Below are 24,827 nucleotides of genomic sequence, written 5' to 3' on the forward strand. Positions count from 1 at the left end.
CTGTTACTTCAGGCGCAACCGGCTCATGAAACCGACTCTTCCCCGCAGACCCCGCTGGCGCAGCCTTGCCCTGCTTGCGCTGTGTCTGGCGCCGCTGTTGTGGCCGCTGGAACATCTCGCCGAGCGCTATTACCGCAGCGAACTGGCCGGGCAGAACCGCCAGACCCTCGATCTGTATGTCGCCAACCTGCTCGGCACCCTGCACCGCTACGAGGTGTTGCCGCAGATTCTCGGCGACTTGCCGGCGCTGCGTGCCGTGCTTGGCGCGCCGGATGACGGTGTCACCCAAGGCAATGCCAATCGCCTGCTGAAGAACATCGCCGCGCAGACCGGCGCGGAAGTGATGTACCTGATGGACACCAGCGGCCAGACGCTGGCGGCGTCGAACTGGGATAAACATGACAGCTTCGTCGGCCGCAATTTCTCCTTCCGCCCGTATTTCAGTGAAGCCATGGCCGGGCGCCTCGGGCGTTTCTTCGGCCTCGGCACGACGTCGGCCAAACGCGGGTACTTTTTCGCTGCTGCCGTGCGCAACGGCGAAAAAATCATCGGCGTGCTGGTGATCAAAGTCGACCTCGACCACACCGAAAGCCTGTGGGGCAAAACCCCGGAACAACTGTTGGTCACCGACCACAATGGCGTGGTCATCCTCACCTCGCGGCCGGAGTGGCGATTCCGCTCGACACGCATTCTGAGCGACAGCGAACGCTCGGCAATCACCGCGATTCAGCCGTACCCGACGCGCGAGCCGCGGCCGCTGAACCTCAGCACCGACGCCTGGCTGATCCAGACCCACGACATCGCCGAAACCGGCTGGAGCGTCAGCATCCTCGCACCACGGACACTGATCGACCGCCCGGTGCGCACCGTCGTCGCGATTGGCGGCGCTACGTTGCTGGTGGTGATGCTGTTGGTGGGTTTGATGATGCAGCGCCGTCGGCATTATCTGGAGCGCATCGCCTTCGAGGCCAAGGCGCGGCGTGAGCTGGAGGGCCGGGTCGCCGAGCGCACCAGCGATCTCGAAGGCCTCAACCGACGGCTGAAGCAGGAAGTGCTCGAACGCGAAACCGCCCAGCAGGAATTGGTCCGCGCGCAGGATGATCTGGTTCAGGCCGGCAAACTGTCGGCGCTGGGGACGATGTCGGCGAGCATCAGCCACGAACTCAATCAGCCGCTGGCGGCGATCCGCAGCTACGCGGAAAACGCCGAGGTGTTGCTCGATCATCAACGCACCGACGACGCGCGCGGCAATCTCAAGCTGATCAGCGAACTGACCGGGCGCATGGCCTCGATCATCGCCCACCTGCGCGCCTTCGCCCGGCGCGACCGCCACGCCCCGGAAAGCGTCGCCCTGCAACCGGCGCTCGACGATGCGCTGGCCCTGCTCGCCAAGCGTCGGCGCAGCATGGAAGTCGAACTGATCCGCGATCTACCCGCCGCCACACTGTGGGTCGAGGCCGGTGAAACCCGTCTGCGCCAAGTCCTCGGTAACCTGCTCGCGAATGCCCTCGACGCCCTGACGGAAAAAGGTCCGCCGCGCAAACTCTGGCTGAGTGCCGAATCCACTGCCGACGGCGTCAATCTGTACATTCGCGACAACGGCCCGGGGTTCTGCATGGAAGCCCTTGGCCGCGCCAGCGAGCCCTTCTACACCACCAAGACCCGCACGCAGGGGCTGGGTCTGGGCCTGGCCATTTGTGAAACGCTGATGCGCGCCTTCGGCGGTGAACTGTCGTTCGCCAACCACAAGCAAGGTGGCGCTCTGATTACCCTGCGGCTGCGCGCCGGCGCGCCCGGGGTCAGCCTGCAACCCTCCGAGGACCGAAGTGCATGACCATCGACAATCGCATTCAGGTGGTGTTGATCGACGACGATCCGCACCTGCGTCAGGCCCTCGGCCAGACGCTGGATCTGGCCGGCCTGAAAATCCTGCCCTTGTCTGAAGCCAAGGGTCTGGCTGCGCAACTGGAGCGTGACTGGCCGGGCGTGGTGGTCAGCGATATTCGCATGCCGGGCATGGATGGCCTCGAACTGCTGAGCGAATTGCACGCACAAGACCCGGAGCTGCCGGTGTTGCTGATTACCGGCCACGGCGACGTACCGCTGGCCGTGCAGGCGATGCGCGCTGGCGCTTACGATTTTCTTGAAAAACCCTTCGCCAGCGACGCGCTGCTCGACAGCGTGCGCCGCGCTCTCGCCTTGCGCCGTCTGGTGCTGGATAACCGCAGCCTGCGTCTGGCCCTCAGCGATCGCAATGAGCTGAGCGCGCGGCTGGTCGGGCATTCGACGCCAATGTTGCGTCTGCGCGAGCAGATCGGCGCGCTGGCGGCGACCAAGGCTGATGTGCTGATTCTTGGCGAAACCGGCGCTGGCAAAGAAGTGGTCGCCCGCGCGCTGCATGACCTGTCCAGCCGCCGCAACGGGCCGTTCGTGGCGATCAACGCCGGTGCACTGGCCGAATCGGTGGTGGAAAGCGAACTGTTCGGCCATGAACCCGGCGCATTCACCGGCGCGCAAAAGCGCCGGATCGGCAAGTTCGAATTCGCCAACGGCGGCACGCTGTTTCTCGATGAAATCGAGAGCATGAGCCTGGACGTGCAGGTCAAATTGCTGCGCATGTTGCAGGAGCGCGTCGTCGAACGACTCGGTGGCAATCAACTGATCCCGCTGGACATCCGCGTCATCGCCGCAACCAAGGAAGACCTGCGCCAGGCTGCCGATCAGGGCCGTTTCCGCGCCGACTTGTATTACCGTCTAAACGTTGCGCCGCTGCGCATTCCGCCGCTGCGCGAACGCGGCGAAGATGCGCTGCTGCTGTTCCAGCACTACGCCGATGAAGCCAGCGCCCGCCACGGACTGCCACCCCATGAACTGCAACCGGCACAACGCGCCTTGCTGCTGCGTCACACCTGGCCGGGCAACGTGCGCGAACTGCAAAACGCCGCCGAACGCTTTGCCCTCGGTCTGGAGCTGGCGCTGGACAACGGCGCCGAAGGCAGCGCCGGCGCACCGGTCGAAGTCGTCAGCGGCGGGCTTAGCGAGCAAGTGGAAAACTTCGAGAAAACCCTGATCGCCGCAGAACTGGCGCGCTCGCACAGCTCGGTGCGCAGCCTCGCCGAAGCCCTGGGCATTCCGCGCAAGACCCTGCACGACAAGTTGCGCAAACATGGCCTCAACTTCGGCGATAACAGTCAGGGGGACGAAAACGAATGAGCGACCACACTGACCATCTGCAATCGGTGCTGCACCACGACATCCCACTGACCGCCGAGATGGGCCTGACGGTACTCGAGTGGCGTGAACAGCGACTGAGCCTGCATTTGCCGCTCGCGCCGAACGTCAATCACAAGAGCACGATGTTTGGCGGCAGCCTCTACTGCGGCGCGGTGCTGGCCGGTTGGGGCTGGCTGCATTTGCGCCTGAAGGAAGAAGGGATTACCGACGGGCACATTGTGATTCAGGAAGGGCAGATCAGTTATCCGCTGCCGGTGACCGGTGATGCCACGGCAATTTGCCCGGCGGCTGACGCGGCAGTGTGGAAGAAGTTTCTAGCGATGTATCGGCGTTATGGACGGGCGCGGTTGACGCTTGATACGCGGATCGTCAATCAAGGCAGTGAAGAGCACGCCGTGACGTTTACCGGGCAGTACGTTTTGCACCGTTGAAGATCAACGGCCCCTCACCCTGGCCTTCTCCCGGAGGGAGAGGGGACTGACCGAAGTGACTTGCGTTGTTCATCGACCTGAAAGACCGCAGCGATTGCGGATTCAGCAAAACTCGACCAGGTCGACGCGGCTCGCCAATATCCCGCGATCGGCTCCCTCTCCTGGGGGTGAGGGCAATTCCGGATCAGAACCCTAACCCCGGGCCAACTCCAACAACCGCCCACGCCACGAAGCCCTCGCCGGCAACGCCAGAAAGAACTCATTCAACAGCGATTCCCGCGCCGGATAACAAAACGCTTCTCCGCGCAAATCCAGCACCTCGCCCCCCGCGCCTTCCAGCACGCCCTGCGCTGCCGCCGTGTCCCACTGCGAAGTCGGCGCCAGCCGCGGATAACAATCCGCGGCGCCTTCCGCCAGCAAACAGAACTTCAGCGAGCTGCCAATGTTGGCCAACTGCAATTCGCCCAGACTGGCACTCAGCCCGGCCAGCAAACGCTCCTGCTCGGGGCTCGAGTGTCGGCGGCTGGCAACCACGGTGAACGTTTCGCCCGGTTTCAGCGTTTCACGCACCTGGATTGCCACCGGCGTACCGTGCTCGTCGCAACGCCACGCCCCAAGCCCGGCGCCGCCGACGTAGTAGCAACCACTGGTCGGCATCGACACCACACCAAAAACCACCCGACCGTTTTCGATCAGAGCGATGTTGACGGTGAACTCTTCGCTGCCACTGATGAATTCCTTGGTGCCGTCCAGCGGGTCCACCAGCCACCAGCGCTGCCAGCCAGCACGCACGCTTTGCGGGATATTGGCGTCTTCTTCCGACAACACCGGAATGCTCGGGTCCAGCGCTGTCAGCCCAGCGACAATCAGGTGATGCGCGGCCAAGTCGGCTGCGGTCACCGGCGAATCATCGGGCTTGGCCGTGACTTCAACGCCCGCACGCCAGAACGGCAGAATCGCCTCGCCAGCCTGCAATGCCAAAGCAACAACAGGCGCCATCAACGGGTGGGGGAAATTCATCGTCATCTCACTCAAGATTGAAAGAGCCGCGCTGGGTCAGAAGATCACGCGTCAGATACAGCGCCGCCAGCGCACGTCCTTCGGAAAACTGCGGATTGAGCGCCAGCGCCGACAGTTCGCGCAGGTTGACCTTGTCGACTCGCATCGGCTCTGGTTCGTCGCCCTCCAGGCGCTCTTCATACAGATCGGTGGCCAGCACCACCTGAATCTTCTGGCTCATGTAACCGGGCGACAACGACAGCTCCGTCAGATGCTCCAGTTGTCGGGCGCCGAAACCGGCCTCTTCCTTAAGCTCACGCTCGGCCGCTGCCAGTACATCCTCGCCCGGCTCGATCAGGCCTTTGGGCAAGGACAATTCGTAGGCATCGGTGCCACCGCAATACTCTTCGACCAGCACCGCATGTTCGGCATCGAGCATCGCCACGATCATCACCGCGCCGTAGCCCGCGCCCTTGCCGACCAGCCGCTCATACGTGCGTTCCACGCCATTGGAAAAGCGCAGCTTGAGTTCCTCGACCGCGAACAGACGACTGGTGGCGACTATCTCGCGGGCAAGTACGGTGGGTTTCTGGCGCATGCAAAGCTCCTTGGCGTGAACGCGCTACTATAACGCGGCTTTCCCGATTGTTTACCTCGGATATCCTTTCACCGCTCGAGACGTTGCCATGCCTTCATTACCGTGGTCCGACATCGATACCGTCCTGCTCGACATGGACGGCACGTTGCTGGATCTGCACTTCGACAACCACTTCTGGCTCGAACACCTGCCCCAGCGTTACGCCGACCTGCACGGGGTCAGCCGGGCCATGGCCGAGATGGAACTGCAGCCGCTGTTCGCGCGCCACGCCGGCCAGTTGCAGTGGTACTGCCTGGACTTCTGGAGTGCCGAACTGAAACTGTCGGTGCGCGAACTGAAACAGGAAAGCGCGCATCTAATCGCGTTGCGCCCGGATGCCGACACCTTTCTCGAGGCGATCAAACGCGCCGGCAAGCGGGTGATCATGATCACCAATGCGCACCGCGACTCGCTGTCGCTGAAACTGGAGCGGATCGAACTGGCGCCGTACTTCGAACGGCTGATCAGCTCCCACGATTACGGTTATCCCAAGGAAAATCCGCAATTCTGGGATGCCTTGCAGGCGGATATCGGGTTCGATCCGGCGCGCAGCCTGTTCATCGACGACACCTTGCCGATTCTGCGCAGTGCGCGGGATTTTGGCGTGGCGCATTTGCTCGCGGTGAAAGAGCCGGACAGCCGCAAGGGACCGAAAGACACCGCCGAGTTTGCTGCGGTCGAGGATTATCGGGATTTGATTGCAGGGCTGTGAAGCCGGGTTGCCCCAATCGCCAGCAGGCTGGCTCCCCACAGGAGAATGCGGTCACCTGTGGGAGCCAGCCTGCTGGCGATCAGATGGGGTTTACTTCGGAATACGAAGCTTCTGCCCCGGATAGATTTTGTTCACATCCTTGAGCATCGGCTTGTTGGCGTCGAAAATTTTCTGGTACTGATTGGCGTTGCCATAGACGCGCAGCGAAATCGCGCTGAGGGTGTCACCTGCTTTGACCTCGACAAACTCGGCGGCGACTACCACCGGCCCGGTCACGGTGATCTGGTCATCGACGCTGCCCACTCCTTGAATGTTGCCCACCGCCAGAAGAATTTTCTCTTTCTCTTCTTGACTGGCGACTTCACCGGTCACCGTCACCTTGTCGCCGTCCACGGTCGCCTGTACGTTGGGATTGCCCAGCCCGACCTTGTTGATGTGTTCCTTCAATTGCTCGCTGGCATTGGCATTACCGGGAGTCAGCAGATCCAACAGCTTTTCACCGGCTTCCTTCACAAAGCTCAAAAGACTCATAGCGCACACTCCTTGATTTGGGTTCCAGACGCCCAAGCCTAGACCACCCCGGCCAAACCCGGTTCCAGTCCGACCAATGACCCTGTGCGCACGCACGCGGTAGAATCGCCCACCCCGCCAACCTTTCCCGGAGCGAAGATGGACATCAAGCAACTGAAATTCCTCATCGCCCTCGACGAAACCCGTCACTTCGGCCAGGCCGCTGCGCGCTGCCACATCACCCAGCCGACCTTGTCGATGCGTCTGCGCAGCCTCGAAGAAGAACTCGACCTGCCGCTGGTCAACCGTGGCCAACGCTTCGAAGGTTTCACCGCGCCGGGCGAACGCGTGCTGGCGTGGGCGCGCACGGTGCTGGCGGCTTATGACGGCTTGCAGGCAGAAGCGGCGGCCTGTCGCGGCAATCTGATCGGTACGTTGCGCCTGGGCGTGGTGCCGCTGTCGAGCTTCGACCCGCTGCCGCTGATGCAACGCCTGCACGCTGCGCACCCGGAGTTGCGCTTCGAATTGTCGTCGCTGAGTTCCGAGCAGGTCCTCGAACACCTGGCCAACAATCGCATCGACATCGGCGTGTCCTATCTGGAACGTCTGGACGGCGAGCGCTTTGATTCTCTGGCCTTCGACGAAACGCGCATGGGCCTGCTTTACGATCAGCGCTCGTTTACCTTTGGCGAAGAACCGCTGAGCTGGGAAGCGCTGATCGAACTGCCGCTGTGCATGCTCACCAGCGGCATGCATTTTCGCCAGTCCATCGACCACAACTTCCACAGCCGCGGCCTGACCCCACAACCCCTGCTGCAAACCGACGCCGTGCATCAATTGTTACAGGCCGTACACGGCGGCTTTTGCTGCGCAATCATGCCGCTGGATGGCGGTGCGGAAACCCTGGCTGATCACCTGCGCCTGCAACCGATCGAAAATGCCCGCACGCTGGCGCCGCTGGGCCTGATCATGCGCCGTGGCGCGCCGCGTTCAGCGCTGGCGGAAGCCTGTTTCGCGCTGTACCAGAAATCGCCCAAAGAGGCTTGATCGACGGCATCTATCGGTAGATCGGTAATAGCGATTAGACGCGACAACTTGCCGCGCCTAGTCTTGACCTAGATCAAACCGTCGGTGATGCCATGAACGCCAAGCGTCCAGCCTGCGCGGCGCCAGCCCTCGAAACGCCCGCGCCCGCCGCCAGCCAGACCTACAGCTACAGCGATTTGCCCCGTGAGGAATCGGCCAGCACTGCGCTGGCCGAAGAAGTCGCGTTGGCGATTGCCTACAACGGCATCAGCCAGGCGGTGATGCTGGTGACGCCAACGGATCTGGAAGACTTCATTGTCGGCTTCAGCCTCGGCAGCGGCATCATTGAAGACGCCAGCGATATCTACGACCTGCAACTGACCGGCTCGGGCTCGGCGCAATATGCGCAGGTGACCATCGCCAATCGCGCTTTCTGGAACCTCAAGCAACAGCGTCGGCAATTGGCCGGCACCAGCGGTTGCGGTTTGTGCGGTGTCGAAGCGGTGGAACAGGCGCTGCCCGATCTCAAGGTTTTGCCCGGTGCGCCGCTGCCGCCGATCGCCTGGCTCGACGGCCTGCGCCAGCGCATCGGCGCGTATCAGCCGCTGGGCCAGCATTGCGGCGCGGTGCATGCCGCGGTGTTCATGAATGCCAGCGGCGAGTTGCTGCTCGGTCGCGAAGACATCGGCCGGCACAACGCCCTCGACAAGCTGATCGGCGGACTGATCCGCCAGAAGATTATGACCGAGGGCGGCCTGGCGATTGTCACCAGCCGTTGCAGTCTCGAACTGATCCAGAAGGTCCTGCGTGCCGGTATCCAGACCCTTGTCAGTCTGTCGGCACCGACCGGCCTTGCCGTGCAATGGGCACGGCGCCACAACCTCAATCTCATCCACCTGCCGCAGAAAAGTGCGCCGCGGGTGTACAGCCCCGCGATGGAGAATCAAGCGTGAGCCAACATCATCAAGCCGACCAGAAACCTGTCCCGCGCTACAAGCCTTACAAAGGTGCCGCCGGCGGCTGGGGCGCCCTGATCAGTGTGGCTCAGGCCTGGTTGACCAGCGACAACGCGCTGAAGAACCTGCGCATGATGCTCAAGACCAACCAGAACGGCGGCTTCGACTGCCCTGGCTGCGCCTGGGGTGATTCGCCGGAAAGCGGCATGGTCAAGTTCTGCGAAAACGGCGCCAAAGCGGTGAACTGGGAAGCAACCAAGCGCCGCGTCGATGCGAAGTTCTTCGCCAAGCACAGCGTAACTGCGTTGCTGGAGCAGAGCGACTACTGGCTGGAATATCAGGGCCGGCTGACAGAGCCGATGGTCTACGACGCTGAAACCGATCGCTACAAGCCGATCAGTTGGGAAGATGCGTTTGCCCTGATCGGCAAGCATTTGCGCAATCTGCCGAGCCCGGATCAGGCCGAGTTCTACACCTCCGGTCGTGCCAGTAACGAAGCGGCGTATCTGTATCAGTTGTTCGTACGCGCCTATGGCACCAACAATTTCCCTGACTGCTCGAACATGTGCCACGAGGCCAGCGGTGTGGCGCTGGCGCAAAGTGTCGGCGTCGGCAAGGGCACGGTGACGTTCGATGATTTCGAGCACGCCGATGCGATTTTTGTCTGGGGCCAGAACCCTGGCACCAACCATCCGCGGATGCTCGAGCCATTGCGTGAAGCGGTGAAGCGCGGCGCGCAGGTGGTGTGTATTAACCCGTTGAAAGAGCGCGGCCTGGAACGTTTCCAGCACCCGCAGCACCCGATCGAAATGCTTACCAACGGCGACAAACCGACCAACACCGCGTATTTCCGTCCGGCACTGGGCGGCGACATGGCGGTGCTGCGCGGCATGGCCAAGTTTCTGCTGCAATGGGAACGCGACGCACAGAAGGCCGGCGAGCCGGCGGTGTTCGATCACGACTTCCTCAATGCCCACAGCGCCAACGTGCTGGAATACCTCGGTGTGGTCGATGACACGTCGTGGGAGCAGATCGTCGAGCAGTCGGGCCTCACTCTGGTGGAAATCGAACAAGCCGCGCGTATGTACGCCAAAGGCAAGAACGTGATCATGTGCTGGGCGATGGGCATCACCCAGCATCGCCATTCGGTGCCGACCATCCAGGAAATCGCCAACCTGATGCTGCTGCGCGGCAACATCGGCAAGCCGGGCGCCGGTCTCTGTCCAGTGCGTGGTCACAGTAACGTGCAGGGCGACCGCACCATGGGCATCAACGAACGTCCACCGGTGGCGTTCCTCGATTCGCTGGAGCGGCGCTTCCAGTTCAAGGTGCCGCGCCACAATGGGCACAACGTGGTCGAGGCGATCCACGCGATGGCCGAGGGCCGCGCCAAGGTGTTCATCGGTCTGGGCGGCAACTTCGCCCAAGCCACGCCGGACAGCCCACGCACCTTCCAGGCGCTGCGCAACTGCGACCTGACCGTACAGATCAGCACCAAGCTCAACCGCAGCCACTTGGCTCACGGCAAAGACGCGCTGATCCTGCCGTGCCTGGGTCGTACCGACATCGATATCCAGAGCGAAGGCCCGCAAGCGGTCACCGTGGAAGACTCGTTCAGCATGGTTCACGCCTCCAACGGCCAGTTGCAGCCGCTGTCGAACCAGATGCGCTCGGAGCCGTCGATCATCGCCGGCATCGCCGCCGCGACGTTGGGCAGCAAACCGGTGGACTGGAACTGGCTGGTCGCCGATTACGCACGCATTCGCGAACTGATTGCCGACACCATCCCGAACTTCAAGGACTTCAACGAGAAGGTGAAAAACCCGGGTGGTTTCTACCTCGGCAACAGCGCTGGCGCGCGCAAGTGGAACACGCCGTCGGGCCGGGCCAATTTCCGTCCGAACCTGCTGCCCGTGGATCTGGTGCACGAACGCACCCGCGCCACCGGGCAACTACCGGACCTGATCCTGCAATCGATGCGTTCCCACGATCAGTACAACACCACGATTTACGGTCTCGACGACCGTTATCGCGGCGTCAAAGGCCAGCGTGACGTTTTGTTCGTCAACGAGGCCGACATCATTCGCCTGGGTTTCCGTCCGGGGCAGAAGGCCGACATCGTGTCGCTGTGGGACGATGGCCGGGAGCGCCGGGTGAAAGGTTTTACATTATTGGCGTTCGATATTCCTGCCGGCCAAGCGGCGGCGTACTATCCGGAAGTCAATCCGCTGGTGCCGCTGGAAAGTACCGGTGATGGCAGCCACACGCCGACATCGAAATTCATTGCGATCCGGCTGGAAGCGGCGAGTGAGAGCGGGTTGATCATGGCCAAAACCGCTTAATCGGCGCTTGCATTGGCCCCTTCGCGAGCAGACTCGGTCCCACATGGGATTGCATTCCAAGTGGGACCGAGCCTGCTCGCGAAAGCAATGGAAGTGCCCACTTACCTGCTGGGCCGGACGCTTTTCCAACGCCCACAAAAAAGGCCGTTTTTACATAAAAACGGCCTGTCCGAAGTAGCTAAAGACCGGCGAAAAACGGTTAAGTTCCAGTGAAAAAACAGTAACTTGCAATATTGTATACAAGTCGTGTTATTCGTCGGATTTTGATTGTCACGCCCATTGCAGAGCCTCAGGATCGGCGCCGTCATCCCTTTGAGGCTCATCCTCTATGAAGTTCTCCTCGATTCTCTTGTTGTCCCTTGGCCTGGTCAGTGGCTTCGCTTCTGCCGGCGGCACCACCGAAGCAGGTGTGGGCGGCGCATTGGGCGGGGTTCTTGGCTCGGTCGTCGGTCAGTCTATAGGCGGCAATACAGGTTCCACCATTGGCGCAGCCTTGGGCGGCGCAGGTGGTAGCGCAGTCGGCGCAGACCGCCACAGCCGTGGCGAAGCCGCCATTGGCGGTGCGTTGGGCGCAGCCGGCGGTAACGTCGTAGGTCGCAGTCTGGGCGGCACCACCGGCAGCCTGATCGGCTCCGCGGCAGGTGGCGGTGCAGGTGGCGCACTGGGTAACTACATGGGCCGCGATGATGACGATGATCGTCATCGCGATCGCCGCTACGATGATCGCCGTTACTACCGCGATCGTGGTCACCCAGGCCGCGGCCATGCTTACGGCCACCGCAAGCACCACAAGCACTATCGCCACCGCTAAGGCGCAGGCTTGAACAAAAATCGCAGCCCGAGGGCTGCGATTTTTTTTGCCTGTTTCAGACGGCCAAACGTTCCAGCGCTGCGCGCAGCCCGGGCGGAATCGGCACCGGTTGATTGCTCGCCCGGTCCACGAAGACATGAACGAAGCGCCCGGCTGCGCAGGCCTCCACTTCTCCGACCTTGAACACAGCCAATTCGTATTGCACCGAACTGTTGCCCAGCTTGCCCACGCGCATGCCGATTTCGATCAGATCCGGGAAGGCGATCGAGGCGAAATAATCGCAGGCTGAGCTGACGACAAAACCGACTACTTCGCCGTCATGGATATCCAGCCCGCCGACCTGGATCAGATACGTGTTCACGGCGGTGTCGAAGAAGCTGTAATAAGTGACGTTATTGACGTGGCCGTAGGCGTCGTTGTCGTGCCAGCGTGTGGTGATGGGCTGGAAGTGTGGGTAGTCGGTGCGTTGGGGTGTCGGGTTGGACATTTGATCAGCGATTCCTGAAGGTCTTTTGGCGAGTCTAAGTCAAAACTGTGCGACGGCTTTCGCGAGCAGGCTCGCGCCCACCAGAGACCGCGATTCAAAATGTGGGAGCAAGCCTGCTCGCGAAGACGTCAGCAAAGCCGCAATATTTCAACGATCAGCAAACCCCTTCCCCTGCGCCGCCAGTTCGCCAATCAACCGCGCCGGTTTCCACTGATCACCCTGGCGCGTCTCCATCGCCAGCAGACGCTGATGGATATCCGCCAGCCCTTGCTGATCCGCCCAGGCCATAGGCCCGCCCTTGTCGGCCGGGAAGCCGTAGCCGTTCAGGTACACCAGATCGATGTCATGGGCCGACTCGGCAATGCCTTCCTGGAGAATTTTCGCGCCCTCGTTGACCAGCGCCAGCAGGCAGCGCTCGCGAATTTCCTCAGGACCGATCTCGCGGCGCTGGAAACCCAGCCCTTCACTGACCTGCAACACCAGTGCGTCAACCTCGGGGTCATGCTCAGCCTGCCGACTGCCGGGTTCGTAATGGTAATAACCGTTGCCGGATTTCTGCCCGAAGCGGCCCAGCTCGCACAGACAGTTGTCGACCTGCACCTCTGGCGCATCCTGGCCCTTGCCGGCCAGTTCGCGGGCACGCCACTCCAGGTCGATACCGACCACGTCGTACATGCGGAAGGGTCCCATAGCGAATCCGAAACCCTGCAGCGCTGCATCAACCTGATGCGGGTAGGCGCCTTCGAGCAGCATCTTGCGTGCTTCCAGCACGTACGGGTGCAACATGCGATTGCCGATGAAGCCATGGCAATTGCCCGATACCACGCTGACCTTGCCCATGCGCTTGCCCAGCGCCAGAGCTGCCTCAAGGGCCGCCGGTGAAGTCTGCGCACCGCGGATGATCTCCAACAGTTTCATGATGTGCGCCGGGCTAAAGAAATGCAGGCCCAGCACTTGCTCCGGACGGCGCGTGGCCGCGGCAATCGCATCGATATCCAGCGCCGAAGTATTACTGGCCAGCAGTGCTTCAGGCTTGAGCAGGCCATCCAGTTCGCGAAAGATCTTTTGCTTGAGCTCAAGATTTTCGTACACCGCTTCGATCACCAGATCGACATTGCGAATCGCCGCATAGTCGGCGGCGGCACTGACCCGGGCAATACGCACGTCAGCCTCCGCCTGATCGATCCGTCCCTGGCGCACATTGTGCGCGTAGGTTTCGGCGACAGCGGCAAGCGCCTGTTCGAGCATCTGTGGGTTGTTATCCACCCATTGCACCGCAACGCCGGCGTTGACCAGGCACATGACAATGCCGCGGCCCATGGTCCCCGCACCGATCACCGCGGCTTGCTGAATATCGAAGGATGTCTGGCTCATGTTGTTCTCTTGTTGGCGATCCAAAGACTGGAATCACCATAGTCAGCCAATGAGGTTTTTTGAAGTTTATTACCGTGATGGTTGGTATTCAGCGGATGGATACAGGCGCGTTTTTTGTAGGAGCGAGCCTGCTCGCGAAGGGGCCAAAGGCTTGAAATCAAGGTGCCTGATCCTGCGTTTTCGCGAGCAGGCTCGCTCCCGCAAAAGTCCCGGTCACCCAGTTAGATTGTCAGCAGCCCAACTGCGCACTTCGGCAAAGGGATATTCCTCCAGCGCCGCGAACCCGGAAATCGTCCGCGCCTTGAGTTTGGTGAACAGCGGCACGCTTATCCCGCACAAAAACCGCGTCAACCGCTCGGCCGTTGGCATCGCACCGGTGTGCTGCTCGTGCTTGTGGATAAATTCGCCACACAGCTGCGCAAAGTTTTCATCCACAAGCGCTGGCAGCTCCGGCGCTGCTGGCAACCGTGCAACGTGGCCGTGACACACCGAACAATGCCCACACTGTTGCGGGGCATTGCGGTCGCCGAAATATTCGGCCAGGCGATAACCCAGGCAGCGTTCGCTGGCGAACATCGCAAGCATGGCGTGAATGCGGGTGATTTCAGCCTGCTCATGGCGGGTGAAATAGTCGTGTAGCTCGGTACTCAAATGTTCACTATCGAAATCACTGCGCAGCAAGCTGTACACCTCGGTCATCTGCTTGCTTTCCAGCTCGATCCAGCCTTTTTCCTGGAAGTAATCCAGCGCCTTCACCACCCGACTGCGCTCGGCAGAATACTGCGCGTACATTGCGTCGAAATTCACCGTGGCCCACGAACGTGCACGGGTTGAGGTCTGGATCAGTGCGGCAACGAAGTCCCGGCGTTCGCCGTCAAAACGCTCAAGCAGAACCTCCGGCTCCAGCAGGTATTTGAATCGGTATTCGGCGTAATAGGCATAGCGCGGCGCTATCAAGCCGCGCAGTTCCAACTGAACCAGCAAAGTCTTCAACGGCAACGAGCGGATATTGCTCTGGTCCGCCAGCGGGCCGAGCATGAACTCCCACTGCCCCTGCACTGCCGAGGCCTTGATTTCATCCAGCACGTAACGAATGCCTGCACACTCCGGGGTGTCGCCGTAGACAAAGTTTTCCAGCACGTTGAGGCTGTCGCGATTGGCCAATACCAGGCAATCGGATGGCTGCCCGTCACGACCGGCGCGGCCGATTTCCTGACTGTAGTTTTCGATGGATTTGGGCAGGTCGAAATGCACCACGTTGCGAATGTCGCTCTTGTCGATGCCCATGCCGAACGCGATAGTCGCAACGATGCAATTGGACTGCCCGGCCATGAAGCGTTTCTGGATCGCTTCGCGTTGGTCGTGAGGCAGGCCGGCGTGATACGCCTCGGCCTGAATGCCATTGCGTTCAAGGTACTCGGCGATGTGTGCGGCGGTTTTCTGCAAGGTCACGTAGACGATGCTCGGCTGGCCCGCTCGCGCGCTCATCCACTCGACCAGACGCCGGCGCTTGTCCTCACCGCGCACCGGTTCGACCAGCAGATTGAGGTTGGGCCGGTAGAAGCCGGTGCTCACCACGTCCTCGGCGGCGATATCGAATTTGGCCTGCATGTCGGCAATCACATTCGGCGTTGCCGTAGCGGTCAGCAGCAGGGCTTGCGGGATGTTGAACTGGCGCTGGTAGTCCGGCAGCTTGAGGTAGTCGGGACGGAAATTGTGCCCCCACTCGGAAATACAGTGCGCCTCGTCCACGACCAATAACGAGATGGGTACCTGCTGCAGAAAGTTGCGAAAGCGCTCGTTCTTCAAGCGCTCCACCGAGACCATCAGGATCTTCAATTCACCTGAGCGGGCGCGAGCCATCACCGCACCGGCGTCATCGCGATTCTGCGCCGAATCGATGCTGCCGGCCGAGATGCCATGGCGATGCAGAAAGGCCAGTTGATCCTGCATGAGCGCCAGCAGCGGCGACACTACCAGCGTCAGGTGCGGCAACAACAGCGCCGGCAGTTGATAGCAAATCGACTTGCCGGAACCGGTGGGGAAAATGGCCGCGGCCGAGCGCCCGGCCAGTACCGCACTGATCGCGGCTTCTTGTCCGGGTCGAAACTGTGAGAAACCAAAAACCTGTTCCAGGGTGTTGTGCATTCGCTGTCACTCCGTTGACCGCTGCCATGCCAACAGCCTAGCGGGCGATTGCAGCGAGTCGAGAAAAGGTCGGGGTCAAATCGATTCGGGATGATACCGCGTGGTGGAATGCTCAACGCAAGCGCACGGGGAATGCGATTGAAAAGCGCCGTTTCCGTTCAAACGAGTGTCAGACGCCTGGAAACTTCCTACTGAATCCGAGGTACACGTTATGAAGTTCCATCACGAATCGTCTGCCGCAAAAGTAGGAATATTCACTGGTCGAGTCTTTGCCAAAACAAACCGCGAAAACCTGTAGGAAAGATCGCTCAATTGACGAAAAAGTGCCTACGAAAGCTGTCCACTGCGGCTGTCTTGTTTCACCGCGAAACGCCCTTCTATAGTGACCGGCGCGGCCTGATATAACTCCAGCCCGCCCGAACGCCTCAGCACAGGACACGCTTGACCATGATCAACCGCTACCGCCCGCTCAAAACTCGCTACAGCGAAAACCCGGTCCTGCTCATCGACAGCCATGCCAGCCCGCGCGACCTTATCGACGCCGCCGATCAGCGCTTGCGCGCGGCCGGTGACCTGCTGGAAACACTCTATTGCCTATGTTTTAAACAGGCAGATGTGAAAGACATTCCCAATATCGTCAACGCGCTTTATTTACTGGTACAAGATGGCTGCGACTTGCTGGAAGTCGCCAAACAGAACTCGCCACAAACAAGTTATAAATAACCAGCACTACAAATACAGAAACAACAGAACGCTTTATTTATCCATGCAACCGCCACTAACTTGTTTGCTCTTACAACTAAACAAGGGCAACACCATGACTGTTTTAACCATTTTCTTTTGCGGCACCGGCTCGAACAAGTTTGATGTCACCCATGAAAACTTTTGGGACGGTGAACTGGTTTCGACACTGGCCGCGAACCATGCGGGCCGGGAGTTCGCCGAATGGATCGTGGTCGACGGGCCGGGCAGTGGCAACCTGCAAGCCGACGATCTGTTTACCAAAACCAAGGAGTACGGCCTCACCGGCACACTGTTCGGCAAAGGCTGGGAAGAAAACGTGCGGCACGCCGTGAATATCATCAAAGGCAAATGCAACTGGCAGCGCGAACAACTTACCGAACAAGAATACAACCGTCTGAAAGCCGCCGGCATTCCTATCGACGATGTAAAAGTCGAAGGCTCGTGGTTCTGGCGTAAATATAACTACGGCGAGCGCAGCGTGACCCAGCAAACGTTACAAGAGCAAATCATCAAGACGTTCCGCAAGGACGGCGTAATCCCGACTCAAGTCAATCTGGTAGGCTGGAGCCGTGGCGGGATCAGCTGCCATATGTTGGCGAATGCGATGTTGAATGATCCGCAGCTGAAACATATTCCGGTGAATGTCTTTGCGCTTGATCCTGTACCGGGCATTGGCAACTTCCAGGACCAACGGGTCAGGCTCGGTGCCAACGTCAAAGAATACGTGGCGTTCTTTGCCCGCGATGAGCGCTCCAAAGGCTTCAGCTGCGTCATTCCCCAAACCGCGGTCGGCACCAAAACCAGCATCTACCCCATGGCCGGCCGTCACGCGACCATGGCCGGTAACGCCACCGCCGCCGGCGGCGTACCGACCAGCAGCAGCGATCTGAAAACCTTCATCGAACCGGGCCGCGTCGTCCGCCACTTCGCCGAAACCTGCCTCAAACGTTGGGGCGTGCGACTGAACAAGACCCTGAACCTCAGCGAAGCCGACCTGCTGCGCCTCACCGGCGCCATTGCCAGCGCCGAAGCGCGCTACAAACTGATGCACAAGGTTTCCTACACCTACTTCACCGAACTGGATCAAGGCGAACGCTATGTGTCGCTGGGCAGCAAAGGCGTGCCGTTCTCGGCGGTGAAAGGTTCGATCTATACGCCCGCAACCGGATTGACGACCAGCGTGCTGGAGTTGGCGGCGTATAAACATCTGCGTTGAAAAGTGAATAGCCGTTGATAGCAACGTCCGATGAGATCTTCATACCGGTCCTACGCAGGCGGACTCTTTGTCTTCTATCGGGGTTGGGGGATGCGAACTTATAGTCGTGGCTGTCGCTGTTCACTTAGCGGCTCAGGTTTGGTCACCTGAAAACAGAGATAACTGATGCATGCCCTTGTATGCTGCCAGCACATTCTGTCGGCACGCTTAATGGCGGCTGTGTTTGGGACGCTTCGGCGTACCGGGTTATCTCTGCCGGTTTGACCAACTTGAACACAGTCCGCCTCCACCGCTTGGTCACGGTAGCAGCGGTTTTCGTTGCCTTCAGAGATGTCAAAAAAATGAAAACATGGAATGAGTTTCTCACCGATCGCTACCACCCACTAGAATCCAGCCTCACCGACACCAAGCCCCTGCTCATCGACACCGCCGCCAACCCGCAAGACATCCTCGAATGTGCAGTCCAGCGTCTGCGCGCTTCCAGCGACCTGCTCCGCACCCTGTACTGCCTCAACTTCAAACAAGCCGACGTCGAAGACATCCCCCACATCACCCACGCGCTTTATCTCTTGACGCAGGACGGCTGTGACCTGCTGCAGGTCGCGCAGCAGCGGATGCTCAACTGGAAAGCACCGACCGGAGCTTGAGTGATTACACCGCTCTCAACTAACCGTCGAGAGCGGTAACCAGGGCAATCAACCACCGGAGTAATCATGAGCAAATTCTTTGAAGAGCTGATGGAAAGCGTGCGGGAAATGGACGAGATTTTACGCAGTGAGCGTCCCACTCCCAGTCCACCCTTTTCACCGACAACAGACGACAAAACCGCGTTGTCGTTTGAGCAAAAACAAGCCTGCTACGACAAGGTACGCCGCTCGAATTACCTGGCCAGCCTTCATATCGAGGGCTGTGACACCCACCGCACCGATGCCGACAAGCCGCTTCCTTCGCGTGAGTCAGCCCTCGAAAAGCATCGTGAAAACAAAGACTGATTAGAAACCACACTACGTATAAGCGGCAGTATTCTAGCCGTATTGCGTGGATACAATTGGAATAATGCCATTTAAAAACTTGGACACTGCAGATCTACCCAATCAAGCATCCTTCCGCTTAAGTGATATTATTATGGCAGTTAAGTTTAAAAAATGAAGGAATACTGCCACATGGCCAAGAAAACAGCGCCGCTTTTGCCCTCCACTGCTCGACTTCTGGTCGACTTTGGCGAACGCCTGAAGCTGGCTCGCCTGCGCCGCAAATTGACGGCCAAGCAAGTCGCCGAACGATCTGGCATGTCACTGACAACCTTGCGCAATGTGGAGACGGGACGATCAGGAGTAACCATCGGCGCCTACCTTTCGGTCATGCAAGTGTTGGGATTGGAGAAGGATCTGAACAAACTCGCTGCAGCCGATGAGATGGGACGCCAGTTGCAGGATGCGCAGTTAATGCCTGCAACACGATCCGCAGTAAAAAAAAACCAGCGAGTACGAGCAGCCAGTGCGGTAAAAAAGGGCGCATCCGAATACCTCGGGACTTCAAACGTTACCGATGCCGCCACTACCACGAAAATTCCGGCTGACTTCCCACTCAACACACACTCACTCTCCAGCCTCTTGAACAAGAAGAAAAAGGCCGGCCCCCCAACAGGTGAAGAATGACGCTGATTGCTGTTTATGCAGATTGGGAGTCCTTGAAAGGCGCCAGACGCCTCGGATTTCTACATGCAAGAAAAACACGCAACACCAACGTGTTCGAATTTGAATACGACCCCAAGGCGCTGGCCGATCCCGAGTTGAATTTCATAACCCTGGACCCGCGCATCGGCCCCTTCGAAGGCCGCCAATTCCCCGGAGAACATCAGAGCCGCTTTGGCGTCTTTGCAGACTCGAGTCCTGATCGTTGGGGCCAAATGCTTATGAAGCGCCGTCTGGAGAGGGACATTCGCGACGGTTTGCTTCCCCGCAACAGCAAGTTGTTTGAATCCGATTACCTGCTTGGCGTGCACGACCTGTTCCGCGTCGGCGCCCTTCGCTACAAACTTAATGACGAAGGCAACTTCCTCGACGACCGCGACGGTGTTGCCGCCCCACCCTTTGTCGAGCTACGTGCCTTGGAACAGGCAAGTCTCGCCCTGGAAAACGATAGGGACAACACAGCCCTCGATGGCCGCGAATGGCTAAGAATGCTCATCGCACCAGGCGGCTCGCTGGGCGGCGCCAGGCCGAAAGCCAGCGTCGTCGACGAGTTCGGCCAACTGTGGATCGCCAAATTCCCAAGTACGAGAGATGACTACGATGTAGGTGGTTGGGAATTTGTAGTAAACGCTTTGGCAGTCAATTGTGGCCTACGTGTTGCCACCGGCATGGCCCGACGCTACGCAAGCGATCACCACTGCTTCCTGGTGAAGCGTTTCGACCGAACCGAACACCGTGGCCGACACCACTTCGCATCAGCCATGACCATGACGAACCGCGTGGACGGGGACGACGCCTCAACCGGCGCCAGCTATCTAGAGTTGGCGGAAGTCATCATGGAACACGGCTCGGAACCCAATGCAGACCTTCGCGAACTGTGGTCACGAATCGTCTTCAACATCCTGGTCTCCAACACTGACGACCACCTGCGAAACCACGGTTTTATTCTGGATCCTGGTCGGGGATGGCGATTGTCGGCAGCCTACGACATGAATCCGGTGGCACACGCGGATGGGTTGAAGCTGAGCATCACTGATTCTGACAATGCGCTGGATTTGGAGCTGGCGAGGGAAGTAGCAGAGTATTTTCGCGTCAGTCGCAGCGATACAAAGGAAATCATTGAGAACTTTCAAGAAACGATCAAGCAATGGTCGGCCTTGGCAGACACGCTAGGGCTATCGAGACGCGAGCAAGAAAAAATGATCAGTGCATTTCATGATTAAGAAAGTTAAGCCCAATGAATCCCGAAACACCACCCACAAAAAAGCCGCCCCTAAAGGGCGGCTTTTTCATTCACAACAAACCAATCTTACAACTTCGGCCCTGCAGCCTTGATCGCGTCGCTCACTTCGAACTTCTTGAAGTTCTCGATGAACAGACCGGCCAGTGCTTTCGCAGCCTCGTCGTATGCGGCCTTGTCAGCCCAGGTGTTGCGTGGGTTGAGCAGGACGGTGTCGACGCCCGGGACGGCCAGTGGCACGTCGAGGTTGATGGTGTCGAGGTGTTCGGTGGCGGCACCGATCAGTGCGCCGCTCTGGATCGCTGCGATCACCGCGCGGGTGGTCGGGATGTTGAAGCGTTTGCCGACGCCGTAGCCGCCGCCGGTCCAGCCGGTGTTGACCAGGTAGACCTTGGAGCCGAAGCCGCGGATGCGCTTGATCAGCAGCTCTGCGTATTCACCAGCCGGGCGCGGGAAGAACGGTGCGCCGAAGCAGGTGGAGAAGGTCGACTTGATGCCGCTGCCCGAACCCATTTCAGTCGAGCCCACCAGTGCGGTGTAGCCGGACAGGAAGTGGTACGCCGCTTGTTCTTCGTTGAGGATCGACACTGGCGGCAGCACGCCGGTCAGGTCGCAGGTCAGGAAGATCACCGCGTTCGGCTCGCCACCGAGGTTCTTCTCGGACCGCTTGGCCACGTGTTCCAGCGGGTAAGCAGCACGGCTGTTTTGGGTCAGGCTGACATCGGCGTAGTCGGCGTGCTTGGCGTCGTCGATGACGACGTTTTCCAGCACCGCGCCGTGTTTGATGGCTTTCCAGATGACCGGCTCGTTCTTCTCGGAGAGGTCGATGCACTTGGCATAGCAACCGCCTTCGATGTTGAACACCACGCCTTCGCCCCAGCCGTGTTCGTCGTCACCGATCAGGTAACGGCTTTCATCGGCCGACAGGGTGGTTTTACCGGTGCCCGACAGACCGAAGAACAGGGTCACGTCGCCTTCTTCGCCGATGTTGGCAGCGCAGTGCATCGGCAGCACGTCAGCGGCCGGCAGCAGGAAGTTCTGCACGGAGAACATGGCTTTCTTCATTTCACCGGCGTAACGCATGCCAGCGATCAGGACTTTTTTCTGCGCGAAGTTGATGATCACGCAACCATCGGAGTTGGTGCCGTCACGCTCAGGCACGCACTCGAAGTTGGCCACGTTGAGCACTTGCCACTCATCACGACCAGCCGGGTTGTACTGGGCCGGATTGATGAACAGGCAACGACCGAACAGATTCTGCCAGGCAGTCTGGGTGGTCATTTTCACGGCCAGGTAGTGATCTTCCGCAGCGCCTACATGCACGTGGGAGACAAAGTGCTCTTGCGCATTGTTGAAGGCTTCTACGCGAGCCCACAGGGCATCGAACTTGTCGGCCGGGAACTTGCGATTGATCGGGCCCCAGGCGATTGCAGCCTGGGTGGAAGGCTCTTCAACGATGAAACGGTCGACTGGCGAACGGCCGGTGCGATGACCGGTGCGGACTACCAGAGCGCCGGTATCGGCAAGCTCGCCCTCACCGCGTTGCAGGGCTTCTTTTACCAGATCATCAACACTCAGATCGGTGTACACGGCGTTATTGGCTTGCGTCATGAGGTTCCCCGTCGGCCAGTGGCCGAGTGTGCTCCAAACGTTTTGTAGTAGAAAGTCGTGCACTACTACCGCGAAAAAAGTGGGCCGGATTATGCCAGAAAAGCCCAAAAAGAGTAGGGTCCTCCCGTCGTAACGGCGAAATTCCGTCGCTACGCAGTGAATTTACCTGCGCTGAACCGTTTTAGTGCCGGGTATCTGACGGCGTGTCGACACCCGCGCCAGCGAACAATTGAGCGATATCGGCCGAGTCGAACACGTACTGCTGATTGCAGAACTGGCAGTCGATCTCCACTTTGCCGCCCTGTTCAGCCGCCAGCGCCAGCGCATCCTCCAGCCCAAGACTGACCAGCGCATTGCCGGAGCGTTCCCGCGAGCAGCTGCAGTTGAAGCGCAAATGCTGCACATCGAACAGGCGCACTTGCTCCTCGTGATAGAGGCGGTGCAGCACGGTTTCGTTGTCCAGGCTGAGCAACTCATCGGCGCCCAGAGTGCTGGCCAGCGCGGTGAGGTGCTGCCAACTGGCGGCGCGATCTTCCTCGTCTTTCAAGCGGTCGGCAGGCAATTGCTGCAGCAGCATGCCGCGGGCACGACGGCCGTCGGCGAACAGTTTGAAGCGAGTGCCGACCTGTTGCGACATGACGAAATAGTTGGTGAAGCAATCCGACAGGGTTTCGCCGTCGAGATCAACGATGCCCTGATAACGCTGGCCAACGGTCGGGTCGACGGTCAGGGCCAGTACGCCGTTGGGCATCAGGTCGGCCAGGGTGGCGTCCGCGGCAATCTGCTCGGCGTCATAGCGCGCCAGGCCACGGATTTCGCGTTCGCTGGAGCATTCGATCATCAGCAGCGGAATCGGCCCTTCGGAGCGCGCCTGCAAAATCAGCAGACCGTCGAACTTCAAAGTGCCGACCATCAGCGATGCCGCCGCCATCAATTCGCCGAGCAACTGCGCCACCGGCTCCGGGTACGGGTGCTTGGCAAGAACCTCGGCGTAGCTGCGCTCGAGCGCGACCAGTTCGCCGCGAGTGTCGCTGTCGTCGAAGATGAAACGTTGGGTGAAATCGGTATCCGTTAGGTCGGTCATAGGTCCGGGTATCTGAAGGTGATGACAAAATGATTACAAAACGTGAAAATTTGCGCTTCTTGGCACCCTTTTTGGTGCCGGCGTTTTGGCCATGGGAGGCATTTTATGAACAATCCGGGTTTGTTCCAATCAAGGTGGAACCTCGGCCGGCTGGTTCTGTGTAACGTAGTGCCATTGGCGCTACTGGCTTTCTGGTTATGGCCTACAGGCCAGATGCTGTGTGTGATTTTCGACGAGCGGCTGTTCCGCTCGCTCAACACACCACTGGCCAGCAACCCGATATGGCTCCACATCTGGGCAATTGCAAGTCTGCGCCCGTTCGACATCGTTGTCGGTCTGATTTTGCTGACGCTGCTTATCAAGGGCGACTGGGTGTTCAAGGCGATCGACGTTCGCCGCGCATTTTTCGGTTTTTTCTCGATCCTGCTGCTGATGGTGGTGATCCGCGCGCTGTTTTCCAGATTCGCCGATCACATGGGCTGGCAGCACAACAGCCCATCGATGGTCCTTGAAGGCGCGGTACATATCAGCGATTACTTCCCGCATCTGGAAAAGACCTGGGAGCTGAAGGACCGCTCCGGGCAGAGTTTTCCCGGTGATCACGCTTCGGTGCTGTTGATCTGGGCGTTGTTCATGGCGGTGTTCAGCCGCACGGTGGGCCAGTTTCTGACGGTCTGGGGCTTGGCGCTGTTGTTCATGTTGCCGCGCCTGGTGGCCGGTGCGCATTGGGGTCAGGACGATTACATCGGCGGCGTATTGCTGGCGGTGTGGGCGTTGGGTTGGGGTTATTACACGCCGTTCGCTTATCACGCGGCAAATTTCTGGCTGAAGGTGACTGCGCCGATTTTTGCGTTGCTCGGCAAGTTGCCGGTGGTTGCGCGGATGAGTGTGGTGCGTAGCGCGTGATTCCGCGTCGCCTTCAGCGAGTGCTGCGCACTCGAATCGCCAGCAGGCTGGCTCCCACAGTAAACCGAGTTGCTTGAGCATCATGCGGTCAATGTGGGAGCCAGCCTGCTGGCGATGAGGCCGGCACTGACAGCACAAACCTCGGGTTAATCGTTGTTGCTGCTGCCACGAAACTTGAACAAATCCCGCCGCTGTTTCTTGCTTGGCTTGCCGTCGGTGCTGACGCCCAGCGCCCCCGCTTTGCGCATCGCTGCTGCGGCTTCGCGCTTGGCAATACTCGCCTCGGTCTCGCTGTAAAGCGTCTGGGCTTCCGGCGCCCCGCGCCGCACAATCGATAACGCTTCAACCCTCACAGTGCGCTCTTCGAAACCGGTACGAATCTGGAATTCGTCGCCAATCCGCGGCTCTTTGCCAGGCTTGCAGCGTTCACCACGACAATGCACTTTGCCGCTTTCGATCGCGGCTTTCGCCAACGCGCGGGTTTTATAGAAGCGCGCTGCCCACAGCCACTTGTCGAGACGGACCTTGTCGTCCTCTTCCTGTTTTTGCGCCATATGAATTCCTCGTTCAGCCAGTAGTCGGAACTGTACTACCGTTTCTGTCGGGCGCAAGAACTCGGCCCTCCAGATAGACTGTGATCTAGGCCGGCTATGCGGCATGGAGTG

Annotated in this window: 24 protein-coding genes; 15 read left to right on the forward strand and 9 right to left on the reverse strand. The window is 59.7% G+C overall.

The genetic code is table 11. From position 1 onward, the window contains the following. Nucleotides 1–25 precede the first annotated feature (25 nt). Genes BLU24_RS27175 through BLU24_RS27185 form a run of 3 tightly spaced genes read left to right on the forward strand, consistent with a single transcriptional unit; the run spans nucleotide 26 to nucleotide 3,665 of the window. Nucleotides 26–1,834, forward strand: coding sequence for a sensor histidine kinase (locus tag BLU24_RS27175; protein WP_090288336.1), 1,809 nt, complete (start codon nucleotides 26–28; stop codon nucleotides 1,832–1,834). Further along, complete coding sequence (locus tag BLU24_RS27180) at nucleotides 1,831–3,213, forward strand: sigma-54-dependent transcriptional regulator (protein WP_090288334.1); 1,383 nt, start codon at nucleotides 1,831–1,833, stop codon at nucleotides 3,211–3,213. The genes BLU24_RS27175 and BLU24_RS27180 overlap by 4 nt, the downstream gene beginning before the upstream one ends. Continuing rightward, nucleotides 3,210–3,665, forward strand: a complete 456-nt coding sequence (locus BLU24_RS27185) for a YiiD C-terminal domain-containing protein (protein ID WP_093106139.1) — start codon at nucleotides 3,210–3,212, stop codon at nucleotides 3,663–3,665. Before BLU24_RS27180 ends, BLU24_RS27185 begins: the two co-directional genes overlap by 4 nt. Nucleotides 3,666–3,857: 192 nt before the next feature. On the opposite strand, the gene cysQ is transcribed toward BLU24_RS27185, so the two are convergent. Beyond that, nucleotides 3,858–4,691, reverse strand: coding sequence for a 3'(2'),5'-bisphosphate nucleotidase CysQ (gene cysQ / locus BLU24_RS27190; protein ID WP_172833302.1), 834 nt, complete (start codon nucleotides 4,689–4,691; stop codon nucleotides 3,858–3,860). A 1-nt stretch (nucleotide 4,692) separates the two neighbouring features. Then, entirely contained in the window at nucleotides 4,693–5,262 is a 570-nt protein-coding gene (gene nudE / locus BLU24_RS27195) for an ADP compounds hydrolase NudE (RefSeq protein ID WP_090288331.1), read from the reverse strand. Nucleotides 5,263–5,350: 88 nt separating this feature from the next. Here nudE and yrfG point away from each other — a divergent pair, with 88 nt between their 5' ends. Further along, a complete protein-coding gene (yrfG, locus tag BLU24_RS27200; protein WP_093106144.1) occupies nucleotides 5,351–6,013 on the forward strand; it encodes a GMP/IMP nucleotidase in 663 nt (220 codons plus the stop codon). Between the two features lie 90 nt (nucleotides 6,014–6,103). On the opposite strand, the gene lysM is transcribed toward yrfG, so the two are convergent. After that, entirely contained in the window at nucleotides 6,104–6,544 is a 441-nt protein-coding gene (gene lysM, locus BLU24_RS27205; protein ID WP_093106148.1) for a peptidoglycan-binding protein LysM, read from the reverse strand. 138 nt (nucleotides 6,545–6,682) lie between these two features. Between lysM and BLU24_RS27210 the strand changes: the two genes are divergently transcribed. The 4 genes from BLU24_RS27210 (at nucleotide 6,683) to BLU24_RS27225 (ending at nucleotide 11,658) form a co-directional block, all read left to right on the forward strand. Beyond that, nucleotides 6,683–7,570, forward strand: coding sequence for a LysR family transcriptional regulator (locus BLU24_RS27210; RefSeq protein WP_093106153.1), 888 nt, complete (start codon nucleotides 6,683–6,685; stop codon nucleotides 7,568–7,570). Between the two features lie 92 nt (nucleotides 7,571–7,662). Further along, on the forward strand, nucleotides 7,663–8,502 hold the full coding sequence (fdhD, locus tag BLU24_RS27215) for a formate dehydrogenase accessory sulfurtransferase FdhD (RefSeq protein ID WP_093106157.1): 840 nt from the start codon (nucleotides 7,663–7,665) through the stop codon (nucleotides 8,500–8,502). Then, nucleotides 8,499–10,847, forward strand: coding sequence for an FdhF/YdeP family oxidoreductase (locus BLU24_RS27220; protein WP_093106162.1), 2,349 nt, complete (start codon nucleotides 8,499–8,501; stop codon nucleotides 10,845–10,847). Before fdhD ends, BLU24_RS27220 begins: the two co-directional genes overlap by 4 nt. Before the next feature lie 328 nt (nucleotides 10,848–11,175). Then, nucleotides 11,176–11,658: a glycine zipper domain-containing protein gene (locus BLU24_RS27225; RefSeq protein WP_090288320.1), complete on the forward strand. Its 483-nt coding sequence runs from the start codon at nucleotides 11,176–11,178 to the stop codon at nucleotides 11,656–11,658. A 55-nt stretch (nucleotides 11,659–11,713) separates the two neighbouring features. On the opposite strand, the gene BLU24_RS27230 is transcribed toward BLU24_RS27225, so the two are convergent. From BLU24_RS27230 to BLU24_RS27240, 3 genes are all read right to left on the reverse strand, one after another. Next, nucleotides 11,714–12,145, reverse strand: coding sequence for an acyl-CoA thioesterase (locus tag BLU24_RS27230; protein WP_093106166.1), 432 nt, complete (start codon nucleotides 12,143–12,145; stop codon nucleotides 11,714–11,716). A gap of 147 nt (nucleotides 12,146–12,292) precedes the next feature. Next, entirely contained in the window at nucleotides 12,293–13,519 is a 1,227-nt protein-coding gene (locus BLU24_RS27235; protein WP_093106170.1) for a 3-hydroxyacyl-CoA dehydrogenase, read from the reverse strand. A 213-nt stretch (nucleotides 13,520–13,732) separates the two neighbouring features. After that, nucleotides 13,733–15,667 carry a RecQ family ATP-dependent DNA helicase gene (locus BLU24_RS27240; protein WP_093106175.1) on the reverse strand — a complete coding sequence of 645 codons (1,935 nt, stop codon included), beginning with the start codon at nucleotides 15,665–15,667 and terminating at the stop codon, nucleotides 13,733–13,735. A 447-nt stretch (nucleotides 15,668–16,114) separates the two neighbouring features. Between BLU24_RS27240 and BLU24_RS27245 the strand changes: the two genes are divergently transcribed. From BLU24_RS27245 to BLU24_RS27270, 6 genes are all read left to right on the forward strand, one after another. Continuing rightward, complete coding sequence (locus tag BLU24_RS27245; RefSeq protein ID WP_093106180.1) at nucleotides 16,115–16,390, forward strand: hypothetical protein; 276 nt, start codon at nucleotides 16,115–16,117, stop codon at nucleotides 16,388–16,390. A gap of 94 nt (nucleotides 16,391–16,484) precedes the next feature. Further along, nucleotides 16,485–17,627: a hypothetical protein gene (locus tag BLU24_RS27250; RefSeq protein ID WP_093106184.1), complete on the forward strand. Its 1,143-nt coding sequence runs from the start codon at nucleotides 16,485–16,487 to the stop codon at nucleotides 17,625–17,627. 341 nt (nucleotides 17,628–17,968) lie between these two features. After that, nucleotides 17,969–18,274 carry a hypothetical protein gene (locus BLU24_RS27255; protein WP_093106187.1) on the forward strand — a complete coding sequence of 102 codons (306 nt, stop codon included), beginning with the start codon at nucleotides 17,969–17,971 and terminating at the stop codon, nucleotides 18,272–18,274. 183 nt (nucleotides 18,275–18,457) lie between these two features. Then, entirely contained in the window at nucleotides 18,458–18,619 is a 162-nt protein-coding gene (locus tag BLU24_RS27260) for a YhfG family protein (protein WP_093107015.1), read from the forward strand. A 171-nt stretch (nucleotides 18,620–18,790) separates the two neighbouring features. Further along, on the forward strand, nucleotides 18,791–19,285 hold the full coding sequence (locus BLU24_RS27265) for a helix-turn-helix domain-containing protein (RefSeq protein ID WP_093106191.1): 495 nt from the start codon (nucleotides 18,791–18,793) through the stop codon (nucleotides 19,283–19,285). Next, entirely contained in the window at nucleotides 19,282–20,544 is a 1,263-nt protein-coding gene (locus BLU24_RS27270) for a type II toxin-antitoxin system HipA family toxin (RefSeq protein WP_093106195.1), read from the forward strand. The genes BLU24_RS27265 and BLU24_RS27270 overlap by 4 nt, the downstream gene beginning before the upstream one ends. Nucleotides 20,545–20,630: 86 nt before the next feature. On the opposite strand, the gene BLU24_RS27275 is transcribed toward BLU24_RS27270, so the two are convergent. Together BLU24_RS27275 and hslO are read right to left on the reverse strand one after the other, a co-directional pair. Then, nucleotides 20,631–22,172: a phosphoenolpyruvate carboxykinase gene (locus tag BLU24_RS27275; RefSeq protein ID WP_090288305.1), complete on the reverse strand. Its 1,542-nt coding sequence runs from the start codon at nucleotides 22,170–22,172 to the stop codon at nucleotides 20,631–20,633. 181 nt (nucleotides 22,173–22,353) lie between these two features. Then, a complete protein-coding gene (hslO, locus tag BLU24_RS27280; protein WP_090288303.1) occupies nucleotides 22,354–23,256 on the reverse strand; it encodes an Hsp33 family molecular chaperone HslO in 903 nt (300 codons plus the stop codon). A 105-nt stretch (nucleotides 23,257–23,361) separates the two neighbouring features. Between hslO and BLU24_RS27285 the strand changes: the two genes are divergently transcribed. Then, nucleotides 23,362–24,162, forward strand: coding sequence for a phosphatase PAP2 family protein (locus BLU24_RS27285; protein ID WP_093106199.1), 801 nt, complete (start codon nucleotides 23,362–23,364; stop codon nucleotides 24,160–24,162). A gap of 146 nt (nucleotides 24,163–24,308) precedes the next feature. On the opposite strand, the gene BLU24_RS27290 is transcribed toward BLU24_RS27285, so the two are convergent. Further along, complete coding sequence (locus tag BLU24_RS27290; RefSeq protein ID WP_090288299.1) at nucleotides 24,309–24,716, reverse strand: RNA-binding S4 domain-containing protein; 408 nt, start codon at nucleotides 24,714–24,716, stop codon at nucleotides 24,309–24,311. Nucleotides 24,717–24,827 lie beyond the last annotated feature (111 nt).

The sequence above is a fragment of the Pseudomonas sp. Z003-0.4C(8344-21) genome, from assembly GCF_900104975.1.
GTDB lineage: Bacteria > Pseudomonadota > Gammaproteobacteria > Pseudomonadales > Pseudomonadaceae > Aquipseudomonas > Aquipseudomonas granadensis.